The sequence below is a fragment of the Acidaminococcus sp. genome, assembly GCA_022482815.1.
GTDB lineage: Bacteria > Bacillota > Negativicutes > Acidaminococcales > Acidaminococcaceae > Acidaminococcus.
Genome location: JAKVOM010000001.1, coordinates 93,144 through 105,620, shown reverse-complemented (window position 1 = coordinate 105,620; position 12,477 = coordinate 93,144). Strand labels below are relative to the sequence as shown.

The following is a 12,477-nucleotide window of genomic DNA, read 5'->3' as shown; positions in this document are numbered from 1 at the left end:
AAAAGCCAAAAGCGCCTTTTCATTTTTTTACAGGCCCTTTTTCACGCTTTCCGTATCCCGCCCGTAGAAACTAGCGGCTTGCACGATTGTACTAGCCGCTAAACACTAACCACCAACCACTTTTATGCATGCAAGGCTAAAAGCTAGATGCCATTTGCCAAAAGCGCTCTTTTTGTTATTTACAACCCATGTTTTGTGCTTTTGATAAAAATCACAAATACTATTTTGTCAGTGCCCTCATTGTGCCGTCAAGGACGATAAGGGCTTTTTCAATATCTTCATCTTTCGTAAATTCTTTCGGACTATGGCTGATGCCGCCTATGCTCGGTACAAAGAGCATGGCTGTTGCCATATCCCGACCGATGATCATGGAGTCGTGGCCGGCCCAGCTTGGCATAATCTCATAGGGAATATGATTTTCCTCTGCCTGTTCCTGCAGTACTTTCATCAGGTTCTTGTCCATAGGAACCGGTGGAATTTGGTCGAGCACTTCAACAGAGATCGTGACGCCGTATTTCTTTTCCACTGTGGGAATTTTTTCCTTAAAGGCTGCCAGCGCATTTTCCATAATGGCCGTTTCGGAACTGCGGAATTCCAAAGAAAATACGGCCTTTCCCGGGATTACATTCATCGCATCCGGCTCGACCTCTATGTGTCCCACTGTGGCAACATACTGCCTGCCATGGTCAAGGGCCCGCTGATACAGGGCAGTAATGCATTCCGAAGCGGCAGCCAGCGCATCATGACGGTGATTCATTGCTGTCGTGCCGGCATGATTGGCTTCTCCGGAAACTGTCACCATATAACGGTTGATGCCGACGATAGCGGACACGATGCCGAGCGGAATCGCATCCTCTTCCAGGGTTCCTCCCTGTTCGATGTGGAGCTCCAAAAAAGAGCCCTTTTTATCAAGCTTAGCTTCAAAAGGATCTCCCGTGAGCCCCGACTTTTTCAGGAGTTCTTCCAGATTCTGCCCATCTTTTGTGACAAACTCATCAGGCTTTTTCCCGGCAAGTTTTCCGGCTATGGCCTGGCTGCCCAGGCAGCATAATCCAAAACGGGTACCTTCTTCTTCGGCAAAACCGATGATTTGAACCGGCCGCGTGGGCTCATATCCTTCTTTTTTCCATAAGGCAGCTGTGGCAAGCGCTGAAGACACACCAAGGGCACCATCAAATGATCCGCCGTCAGGAACGGAATCCACGTGCGACCCTACATAAAGGGGAGCGGCAGAAGAATCTTTACCCGGATACGTTATCCAGAGGTTTCCCATTGCATCAATTTTTGCGGGTAAAGAAAGCTGTTTTGCATACGAAAGCAGGTAATTCTGGGCACTCATAAATTCACTGGACCAGGACAGACGCGTGGTACCGCTCTTCCCATGAAAACCAAATTTTGCCAGCGAGGTAAATAACTCTTTCCATAATGTGAACGATGAACTCATCATTTTACTCCTTTCTTTTCATTCTTTCTCCACTGTGCTACCACTGATTTTAATTCAGAAGTCAGACTCTCCCGAACTTGCTCCATATATTTTGTGAAAAATGTTGCGCTGATTGTTAACAGCAGGTGGTCGTCTTTATCATAAATAGGAACAGCCACACTTGCTACACCATAAGTATATTCTTCCAACTCTGTAGCATATCCAACCTTATCAATTTCTTTCAATTGCTTTAGAAGTTCCTCCTTGGAAAGAATGGAATTGGTTGTATAAGGTTTAAATTCAATATCGTTAAGACAGGATTCTCCTATTCTCTTATATTCATCCAACAGAAGCAGTTTTCCGGAACTTGTTGCATGTTTTGGCAGGCTGGAAAACTCCGAAAGGACAATGTAATAGGCGCGGCTAGTAGGATAGGAGCAATATACACTGTAAATTTGTCCTTGGTTGACTAACTGCAGGCTTGAGGCAAAATGATATTTTTCGGCAATACTGTCTACGATTGGTTTAAAAAGAACGATATAGCTGTCAACCGTGCTGCGAATTAATTCTGATTTTCCTAAAAAATACATGCCCAATGAATAGGATAATGTTTCAGGGTCTCGCACTAGCAGGTGATTTGCAAGCAGCGTATTGACGAGGCCGCGAGTAGTATTAATATTAAGACCAGTTTTTTTGCTGATCTCGGCTAAAGTCAGTGCAGGTCGGGCACTTTCAAAGCAGTCAATAATATCAATTGCCCGCTGGACAGATTGTATTGGCTTAAAAACTGGAGATTTCATTTCAGTTATCCTTTCTTTGTGTGGAATATAACTGCTTAAAGATTAACATAAAAACTTTAGCTTGACAAATTGATAAAACACTGCTATAACGTAATCACACACTACAATATAACATAAAAAACGACAATGTAACAAATGAGCACTAAAAAACGAAGCGTCAGCTGCTAAAAGGGGATTTAATGAACTTCACTAAAAAGGGAGGCTGCGTTAAAATGGAAGAAAAGAAGGCTGAAAGAAAGTTCACCTGGGGTGAAAAAATGAGGTCCCTGGGGCCTGGATTCTTGATTGTAGGATCCTTCATTGGGCCGGGTACAGTTACGAGTTCTACAAAGGCCGGGGCGGAGTATGGCTTCACTTTGTTCTGGTGTATCATTTTTTCTGTTATTGCAGTTATAGTGATGCAGGGAATGTCTGCAAGATTGGGCATTATCACCCAGATGGGGCTTGCAGAGAATTTGGTTAAAGATTTTGAAGACAGACCTGCGCTTAGAAATTTGCTCTGCGGTCTTGTTGCAGTGGCTATTACTATCGGTGGGTTTGCGTACATGAGCGGTGACTTGACGGGCACTGCAATTGGTATTAGTGCGTTAACAGGAATTTCGACTCGTATTATTGCTCCTATATGGGGCTTCTGCATTTTGATTCTGTTGAGTTTTGCCGGAGACGCGGTAAAGTATCTTGAGAAGTTACTGGGTGTTTGCGTAATTGTAATGGCAGTTGTATTTGTAGTTACAATGTTTGCCGTAAGGCCAAACTTAGGTGAATTACTGAGAGGCTGCATTCCTACAGTTCCAAGCGGGAGCCTAATGACATGTCTGTCTCTGATTGGTACCACTGTCGTTCCTTATAACTTCTTTCTGCATGCAGCATCCGCAAAACGGACCTGGCATTCCCCTGAAGAGCTTCCGCTCTGCCGTTTTGGCACTAACATTCCGATGCTGATAGGTGGGATTGTTACCGGTGCAATCATGGTTACTTCTGCAACTGTTATGCGCGGCATGCCGGTTCGGAATGCAATGGATATGGCAGTTCAGCTGGAACCGACGCTGGGTCAGTATGCTCAGCCTTTTATGGCAATAGGTCTTGTGGCTGCCGGTATTTCCAGTGCAGTCTGCAGTCCGATGGGTGTATCTTATGTATTGGCAGGGCTTTTCGGATGGAAAACAAATCGTTCCGATAAGAGATATGTCATCACTAACTTTTTGGTATTGATTACCGGTATCGTTATTGCAGGGTACGGATTTAATCCTATTGCTCTTATTATGACGGCCCAGGGCGTCAACGGCATCGTTCTTCCCGTTGTGGTTGGGGTAACAATTTACTTGACTAGCAGCCGTCGTGTGATGGGGCCTTACGTCAATAGTAAATTGGAAAGAGTCCTTGGATTAGCCATCTTCATTATTTCTTTGATTTTGGGTATTAGCAGTGTTATCAGCCTGTTCTAAGACGGCAACGTAATTGTCCGTAGTTCAATGTTGTTTCTATCTTAAAGATATTAGTCATAAAAGGAGATGTCGTTTCATGAAGAAGAGCAAACCTTGTATCTATGATCCTAATTTCTTGCCGACAAATATTTACAGCGGCGTTCCTTCCTTTCTTAATTTGTCTGTTATTGAGAAAAAGGAAGAATTGAAAGATGTAGACGTAGCCATTTTGGGTGTACCTTGGGAAGGCGGCTGCACCATCGGCGGTTATTCTTCCTGCACTGACGGACCGAAGGCTATCCGTTCTGCATCTATCCGCTATACCGGGTATCTGCCGGAATTTGATCTTGATTGCTTTGACGTATTGAAAGCTGCCGACTACGGTGATTGTGCCGTACAAAATGGTAACTATGACTTTACTTTTAAGTCCATTCGCCAGAGTTATGGCGAAATCATAGATGCCGGTGCTGTGCCTATTGTTTTTGGCGGTGACCATGGTATTGCTTATCCACTGATTAGTGAAATGGCAAAACGTCATCCGAAACGTGTTGGTGTGCTGCATTTCGATGCGCACCTGGACAACTATTCGCATTTTGGTGATGATGAGCTTTCTCGCTGCTCACCTTTCTATCGTCTGTATAATGATCCGAATATGGATCCGACAAAGATTGTCCATATTGGCATTCGTGGGCCTAGAAACCACAAAGAAGAAAGACAGAACGCTAAAAAGTATGGCGCTACGGTCATTCCTTGCATGGAAGTCAAGAAAAATGGTTGGGAAGCTTCCGTTAAAAAGGCAATAGAAATCGCTTCCAAAGATACAGATGTCATGTACGTGACAATTTGTGCAGATAGTCTGGATGCTGCCTTTATGCCTCAGGGTCCTCAAGACATGGCCGGCTTAACAAGCTTTGAGTTGTTGATGATGGTTCATGAAGCAGGTCTTGCCGGTGCTTCTTCTTTGGATTTTGTTGAAATCTATCCGGATACTTTGACGCTTCAACCGGCTGCACATGTTGGCTGCTGGGCAGCACTGTATTTCCTGAATGGGGTTGCTGAACATCGCCTGAAGGCTGGTAAGTGAGAAAATTTTTAAGGACACTGATTTTTCTATGGGCACAAGCAATAAAACTTGTAAATCAGTGTCCTTTCTGTACAGCGGAGGGAATTTGCTATGAAACCAGAAAAATTGGATAAACCTGTTTCTATGTTTGTTCTTTTTGCTCGCTTCTTTTCTATTTTGGCCAAAAATATGGAAAAGGAGTTTGGTGAAAAGGGATTAGCTGTTTTAAAACAAAGCGTTATCGATTGGGGAATTGTCCGCGGTAAGGATATTGCACATCGGGCAGAGCAAAGTGGCAAGAAAAATGATTTGGCTGCCTATTTGCCCAGCTATGATATGGAACGGAGTGAACTGTTCGGCTACGATACACAATATGGCAAGGATGAAATCCATCAGGATTTCACGCGCTGTGTATTTGCAGAAACGTGGATGAAAGCCGGAGAAGATAAGTATGGTCGGATTTACTGCGAAAATATTGATCCAGCCATTGTAAAAGGATACAACGAAGAGATGGAATGTATCCATGACCATATTATGTACAAAGATGGTCATTGCACATTCTGTTTCCGCATGAAAAAATAAGATGTAGCATCTGACAGAAAATGCCGCAGACTGATGATTATTTCAGGCTGCGGCATTTTTTTTTGACATTTTAATTTCCGTATGACTTATGAAAAAGGCCGAAAGCACCATTTTCCTTGGAATTCATAGGGAAGCAGTACCTTCGGCTTTTTGCTTTTTTTCTAGATCAAGACCAGAAAAGACGACTCATGATGCAAGAAAATTCACTGCTGGAGAGTGTATCTTGTATACATTATAAACATAAGTTGTCCCTTATATTTCTCTCATTTTCTTGACATAAGGAAAGTATTGTTGTATAAATAAGAAGAAATAAATAGCGAACAAAATATTTATAATAATTCTTATTGTTCACTTTGCTTGTATTATTTTCTTGCAAAGTGCTAAGATTCTTTGGGAAAATACCTTATGAACTGTTTTCACTCTGCCGCAAGAAAAAGTGCCTCGCAGGCCGATTGGAGGGATTTTGCGGAAGCAGTACCCGCCGTTTTTTGATAAAGGTGGGGGAGATTTTTCCTGAGGGTCGACGTTGAGGCAAGGTGCTTTTTGCTTTCTTCATCCGTAAAGAATGCAGGCTCGGCGTAATTATCGGCAAAGACGGCAAGCGTCTTTATGGAAACAGACGAAATTCCTTTTTGCTGAAGGCGCTCCCGGCACTGCGTTTCCGCCTTTTCCAGGATGCGCAGGGGATTTTCTGCGATGAGGCTCGACGCGTTATCCGCAATGCGCCATGTCGATTCCTGGCTGCTGCCGTAAACACGGTACCCTTTGTGATAAATCTTGAAGAGAAAGAGCGTTCCTTCTACGCGGGCAATGAGGTCGATGCCTTGGGGAAAGCCGTCCCGAGGCAGATAGTACCAGGCTTTCTTGCCGGATCCTTTCCTGATGGCTTCTTTTACACGTTCCAGAGCCTTTTCCGGTGTACGTGCCTGCTTCATCTTTTTCCACTTCCAGAAAAAGACAGCGATGCCGGTCGCAAGAACCAGGAAAAAGAGCAAATATTCCTTTGGGGTATGGAGTTTCCAGCCAATAAAATCGGGCAAAATCTTGATGACAACGTCTTCCATGATGGACTCCTTTTTATCTTGAGGACAATACGATACCACCCATTATAGCATGGGCCGCGGCCTTTTTACTAGACCGCTTGAGGGTAGGGATGATATAATTAAACTGTGAAAATATTCTGATAATGATGGTCTCACGGGGAGGCTTTCATAAATAATTCTGCTTTAACGCAAAGGAGGAGTACTTATGCCGGAAACAAATGCACGGAAACAATCCTGGGTAGATCGTTTCCTCAACACGATTGAACGTGTCTGTAACAAGCTGCCGCCCCCAGCTATCCTGTTCTGTATCCTGTTCCTTATCGTTGCCGTCGTGGGGCTGTTTTTTACTTCTTCGGGATTTGGCCTGGAGAACCCGGCAACGAAGAAAATGGTGTATTCCCAGAACCTATTTACTAAAGAAGGCGTTAAATGGTTCCTTACCAGTATGGTCAAGAACTTCACAGGTTTTGCTCCGTTAGGGCTCGTTATCACCATGACGCTGGCCATCGGGTTCTGTGAAGAATCGGGAATGCTTGTTACCATGCTTCGCCGCAGCATGAAGAATGTGCCGCCGGCCATTGTTCCTTTCCTCATTGCATTTTTAGGAACCGTCGGCAATATCGCTTCTGATACGGCTATGGTCGTCATTCCGCCGCTCGCAGCACTCGTCTACATCGGCGTTAAGAAGAACCCTGTAGTCGGTATGATCGTTGGCTATGCAGGCGCGCAGGCTGGTTTTACGGCCAACCTCATGATTGCCGGGACCGACTCCCTGCTTCAGGGCCTTACGAACCAGGCAATTGATGCCTTCCTTGGCACACCGGGCAAGTTCGTCGTCGACGTTACCTGTAACTGGTATTTCATGATTGCATCGACATTCCTGTGCTCTCTCGTCATTGGTCTTGTTTCCATCAAGATCGTAGAACCGCGCTTCCCTGTCTACCATAGCAAGGAAGAAGACGGCATGATTGAGGAAGTAACGCCTCTTGAAATCAAGGGACTCCACAATGCAGGTATTGCTGTAGTGCTTTACATCATTGTCCTTGCTGTCGGGTTCTTTACAGGTGTCCTCTCCAAGGATGGTCATACGCTCGTTGGTTCCCTGCTCCTTAAGGGCCTCATTCCAATTCTGTTCTTCCTGTTCAGTATTGCCGGCATCACGTACGGCGTGACAACGGGATCCTTCAAGAGCATCAAAGACGTCAACAAGGCTATGGTCAAGCAGATGAGCGGCATGGGGGCTTATGTAGTCTTCTGCTTCTTCTGCGGCCAGTTCCAGGCTCTGTTCAACTGGACTCACCTGGGAACGCTGATGGCTATTTCCGGTGCTGATTTCCTGAAGGGCATCGGCTTCACCGGTCTTCCGATGTGCGTTGCCTTTATCCTCATTACGGCCTGCATCAACATCTTCGTATCGAGCGGTTCCGCCAAGTGGGCGATTCTGGCACCTATCTTCGTGCCTATGTTCATGCTCCTGGGATACCATCCTGGTTTTACGCAGCTCATCTATCGTCTGGGCGACTCCCCGGGCAACTGCTTCACTCCGATGAGCCCGTACATCTGGATGATTCTTTCCGTGGCACAGGAAAAGTATATGCCTGATATTGCTATCGGTACTCTCATCTCGAACATGATTCCGATCGCTGTGGTACTGCAGATTGCCTGGATTATCTTCCTGATTATCTGGGAAACCCTGGGTCTTCCTATCGGTCCTGGTGTTGGCATGCAGTTGCCGCCCGGAGTTCTCTAAAAGGTATAGAACTCTCTAAATACTGAATAAAATACTCTCTCCCGGCGCAATGCCGGAAGGGAGTATTTTTAGCTTTTTGAAACGACATTTTATCTGAATTCGCAAAAGACAGCCTGAAAATATCTCTTAAAAGGAAGAAGGCTATTTTATGGAAACAAGAGTGGGAAATAAGGGAAAATTGAACCAGTTTTTAAACGTGGTCGAAAGAGTATGCAATAAATTGCCGCCTCCGGCTATTTTGTTTATATTTCTTTTTGTCATTACAGCTATTTTAGGCGCCATTTTGACTCAGAGCGGAGTCGCACTGGAAAACCCGGCTACACATAAGATGGTCTATTCTCAAAATTTCTTCACGAAAGATGGCATACAGTGGCTGCTGACAACGATGGTTAAGAACTTTACCGGGTTTGCACCCTTAGGCCTCGTGATCACCATGACGCTCGCCATCGGGTTCTGCGAAGAATCCGGACTTCTGGTTTCCCTTCTTAATCGCAGCATGAAAAATGTACCGCCCAATCTGGTGCCGTATTTTGTTGCTTTTGCCGGGACAATCGGCAATATTGCCTCCGATACGGCGGCCGTTGTGATTCCGCCGCTGGGTGCCATCGTCTTCCTAGGTGTCGGCAAGAACCCTATTGCCGGCATGATCTGCGGCTATGCCGGTGCCAACGTGGGTTTTACGGCGAATCTTCTGATAGCCGGTACGGATTCTCTGCTTCAGGGCCTGACCAATCAGGCTATAGAGGGTTTCCTGGGAAATTCTTCCTTTGTCGTTGATGTAACCTGCAACTGGTACTTCATGGTAGCTTCCACCTTTCTGTGTTCTCTTGTCATCGGGTATTCTGTCATTAAGATTGTGGAACCGCGCCTTGGCAAATACGAAGGAGAAACGCTTGATACGGTTCAGGAAACTACGGAGTTGGAAAAGAAAGGTATGCGGAATGCAGGCCTTGCCCTGCTGGTGATGATAGTGCTTATCGCCGTCGGGTTCTTTACCGGTGTTCTTTCCAAAGATGGACATACGCTGGTTGGTTCTTTACTGCTTAAAGGCCTTATTCCAATTCTGTTCTTTGCACTGAGTCTCGTTGGCATTGTCTACGGATGGACGGTCGGCACATTTAAGAATATGAAAGATGTCAACAAAGCGATGGTCAAACAGATGTCTGCCATGGGAGCTTACATCGTATTCTGCTTTTTCTGCGGCCAGTTCCAGGCACTTTTCAAATGGACGCATATGGGGACACTGATCTCCATTGAAGGGGCAAACTTCCTGAAATCGGTCGGCTTTACCGGGCTTCCGATGTGCATTGTCTTCGTACTGATTACGGCATGCATCAATCTGTTCATGTCCTCCGGTTCTGCCAAGTGGGCGATTTTAGCACCGATTTTTGTGCCTATGTTCATGCTGCTCGGGTATCATCCCGGATTTACGCAGCTGCTGTATCGGTTAGGCGATTCTCCGACGAACGCCGTTACGCCGATGATGCCTTATCTGTGGATGTGCCTCAGCGTGGCACAGGAAAAATACATGCCTGACTGCACACTGGGCATGCTGATATCCAATCTGCTTCCTGTAGCACTTATTATGCAGGTGATTTGGATTATCTTCATGGTAATCTGGGTCTTGGCCGGTATTCCTATTGGGCCGGGCGTGGGTGTTACGCTTCCTGCAGGGGTTTTGTAATTTCAATGAAAAAAAGGGACTGTGAAGAGTGTGGGTTACGCATTTTTCACAGTCCCTTTTTTCAGTTTATAGGCAGCCTGCGAAAGTAAAATCGCTGTAGTCACTTTATCATGAATGAATAAAAGCAATAGGCTTTTTGAAAGAACCGAACGATGATAGGAAAGGGAAGATGCCGTTCTTTTCTCGGAAACAGAAAAATGAAGTGAGAAAAAATCATAAAGAGAGGTAGAAAATCTATCACAAAATTAAGCAATGCTTACAAGAAAAAATGGTAACGGGCAGTGGAATTATAATTTGTAATTTTAAATGCAACAAAATAGGGAAGATGACCACTTAAAAATAGGGGAAAAAACACGAATATTTTTTGCGAAGAATCTCTACTTTGTCCGTATCGAATAGACAAATTTTTAGAAAAATATAAAAAATCTGCCCCTTTAAGCTTAAAATCTGTTATAATAGAAACAAAATTTAGATGAAATTCGAACGTTTTCTCATCTAACCACATAGCCACTGTCCTTTCATACTAGACAATTTTGAAAAAGCACTGTCTTTGACCTGCGGACTTGCGATGTCAACGCGTTTGGCCTTGAACCCTTACCCTGATGAAGCCGACTTAAATTGCGGAAGAATCTGTCAGACCGGCGTTGTCGTTCCGAAGCCCTTGAGCCATCTCTCATAGTGGCTGTGAACTTTCCTTAAAGGAGGATTTACCAAGAAATGGAAAACCAGATTCAAAAGAAATCCAGTCTTCTTGACCGCTTCCTTGACACGGTCGAACGCGTGTGCAACAAACTGCCGCCTCCCGCCATCTTATTTGCTATCTTATTTGTAATTACGGCCATTGTCGGCGCCCTTTGCACGCAGGCTGGTTTTGCCCTGGAAAACCCGGCTTCCCATAAGCTTGTGGCTTCCCAGAACTTCTTCACCAAGGAAGGTATCCAGTGGCTTTTGACAACTATGGTCAAAAACTTTACCGGATTTGCTCCTTTTGGTCTTGTCATTACGATGACGCTCGCCATCGGGTTCTGTGAAGAATCCGGCATGCTCGCTGCTTTGCTGCGCCGGAGCATGAAGAACGTGCCGCCGTCTCTGGTTCCCTTTATCGTAGCTTTTCTCGGCGTTTGCGGTAACATCGCTTCCGATACGGCTATGGTTGTCATCCCGCCGCTTGCCGCCGTTGCTTATATCGGCGTCAAGAAACATCCTGTTGTCGGCATGATGGTCGGCTTTGCAGGTGCGGAAGCAGGCTTTGGCGCCAACCTCATGATTGCCGGTACGGATTCCCTGCTTCAGGGACTTACGAACCAGGCAATCGACGGTTTCTTTGGAAAGGCCGGCGTCTTTGCCGTCGATGTCACGTGCAACTGGTACTTCATGTTCGTTTCCACTTTCCTTTGTGCCGCTGTGATTGCCCTCGTTTCCATCAAAATCGTAGAACCCCGTTTCGGGAAGTATGAAGGGCCCGGGGCTGATGAGGAACTGGGCGGTGTGACGGAACTTGAAATCAAAGGCCTCAATCGTGCAGGACTTGTCATCGTTCTGTATATTATCCTTCTGGCCGTGGGCTTCTTTACGGGTATTCTTTCCAAGGATGGACATACCTTCGTGGGATCTCCGCTTCTCAAAGGCCTTATTCCTCTGCTCTTTATCATGTTCTCCCTGGCCGGTATTACGTACGGCGTAACTACAGGCTCCTTCAAGACCATTAAAGATGTCAACAAAGCCATGGTTCACCAGATGAGCGGTATGGGCGCATTCGTCGTATTCTGCTTCTTCTGCGGCCAGTTCCAGGCCCTCTTCAGCTGGACCCACCTGGGAACTTTGCTTGCGATTTCCGGTGCCGATTTCCTGCAGACCGTTGGTTTTACGGGTCTTCCGATGTGCGTAGTCTTCATTATCATTACGAGCCTTGTCAACATCTTCATGTCCTCCGGTTCGGCAAAGTGGGCTATCTTCGCTCCGATCTTTATCCCGATGTTCATGCTTCTGGGATATCATCCGGGCTTCACACAGCTCCTGTATCGTTTGGGTGACTCCCCGACGAACTGCTTCACGCCCATGAACCCGTACCTTTGGATGATTCTTTCCGTAGCTCAGGAAAAATACATGCCTAAGGCGGCTATCGGAACTCTCGTTTCCAACTTGATTCCTATTGCTGTCGTCCTCCAGATTTGCTGGATTATCTTCCTCATCATCTGGATGACCCTGGGTCTGCCGATTGGACCGGGGGTGGGGATGCAGCTGCCTCCCGGCGTACTGTAAGTGGTAAAATTTAGATAAGTGTTAAAAAAGGCACCTGGCCCAATAGAGCCCTCGACTTGTCTCGGGCGTCTATTGGGCCAGAGCTTTTTGTAGGGAAACTTTTTCTGTCCGGCGCAGAAATATGGGCACATCTGCTTTGTCAGGCTGACTTAGGAACCGCTCGATATACTATTTTTGTATTATCTCGGGTCCCTAAGTCAGCCTTCTAGGGAGCCGATGACTAAATGAGACGTGCCAGATTCGCGCAAATGCGCTGTATCTCTCTAGGCGACAAAGCGATGATTTACCGGGTGTAAGTCGAGCTTTTGTCAACAACGAGAGATCAGCGCAGATGCATGAAGATGGTGCGTTGAATTAGTCATTGGTTCCCTTACATCTGCACCCATCTTTCGTACAGCGCAAAAAAAGAAAAATTAAAAAATAAAAGCGCATTTGGCTTTTGGCTT

Annotated in this window: 9 protein-coding genes; 6 read left to right on the top strand and 3 right to left on the bottom strand. The window is 45.8% G+C overall.

Annotated features, from left to right (window positions below):
• Positions 1–220: 220 nt before the first annotated feature.
• Both LKE33_00515 and LKE33_00510 read right to left on the bottom strand, forming a co-directional pair.
• Positions 221–1,444, bottom strand: coding sequence for a Zn-dependent hydrolase (locus tag LKE33_00515; protein MCH3949418.1), 1,224 nt, complete (start codon positions 1,442–1,444; stop codon positions 221–223).
• On the bottom strand, positions 1,444–2,223 hold the full coding sequence (locus tag LKE33_00510) for an IclR family transcriptional regulator (GenBank protein ID MCH3949417.1): 780 nt from the start codon (positions 2,221–2,223) through the stop codon (positions 1,444–1,446). The genes LKE33_00515 and LKE33_00510 overlap by 1 nt, the downstream gene beginning before the upstream one ends.
• Before the next feature lie 212 nt (positions 2,224–2,435).
• On the opposite strand from LKE33_00510, the gene LKE33_00505 reads away from it, so the two are divergent.
• The 3 genes from LKE33_00505 to LKE33_00495 all read left to right on the top strand — a co-directional run bounded on the left by LKE33_00505 (position 2,436) and on the right by LKE33_00495 (position 5,292).
• Positions 2,436–3,668, top strand: coding sequence for an Nramp family divalent metal transporter (locus tag LKE33_00505; protein MCH3949416.1), 1,233 nt, complete (start codon positions 2,436–2,438; stop codon positions 3,666–3,668).
• 76 nt (positions 3,669–3,744) lie between these two features.
• Positions 3,745–4,731, top strand: coding sequence for an agmatinase family protein (locus LKE33_00500; GenBank protein MCH3949415.1), 987 nt, complete (start codon positions 3,745–3,747; stop codon positions 4,729–4,731).
• Positions 4,732–4,821: 90 nt separating this feature from the next.
• Positions 4,822–5,292: an L-2-amino-thiazoline-4-carboxylic acid hydrolase gene (locus LKE33_00495; GenBank protein ID MCH3949414.1), complete on the top strand. Its 471-nt coding sequence runs from the start codon at positions 4,822–4,824 to the stop codon at positions 5,290–5,292.
• A 416-nt stretch (positions 5,293–5,708) separates the two neighbouring features.
• Here the strand turns inward: LKE33_00495 and LKE33_00490 are convergent, their stop codons facing one another.
• Positions 5,709–6,356, bottom strand: coding sequence for a hypothetical protein (locus LKE33_00490; protein ID MCH3949413.1), 648 nt, complete (start codon positions 6,354–6,356; stop codon positions 5,709–5,711).
• Between the two features lie 184 nt (positions 6,357–6,540).
• On the opposite strand from LKE33_00490, the gene LKE33_00485 reads away from it, so the two are divergent.
• The 3 genes from LKE33_00485 (at position 6,541) to LKE33_00475 (ending at position 12,031) form a co-directional block, all read left to right on the top strand.
• Complete coding sequence (locus LKE33_00485; GenBank protein ID MCH3949412.1) at positions 6,541–8,085, top strand: AbgT family transporter; 1,545 nt, start codon at positions 6,541–6,543, stop codon at positions 8,083–8,085.
• A gap of 148 nt (positions 8,086–8,233) precedes the next feature.
• Positions 8,234–9,769 (top strand): AbgT family transporter, encoded by a 1,536-nt coding sequence (locus LKE33_00480; GenBank protein ID MCH3949411.1) that lies wholly within the window; start codon positions 8,234–8,236, stop codon positions 9,767–9,769.
• A gap of 717 nt (positions 9,770–10,486) precedes the next feature.
• Positions 10,487–12,031: an AbgT family transporter gene (locus LKE33_00475; GenBank protein MCH3949410.1), complete on the top strand. Its 1,545-nt coding sequence runs from the start codon at positions 10,487–10,489 to the stop codon at positions 12,029–12,031.
• Positions 12,032–12,477 lie beyond the last annotated feature (446 nt).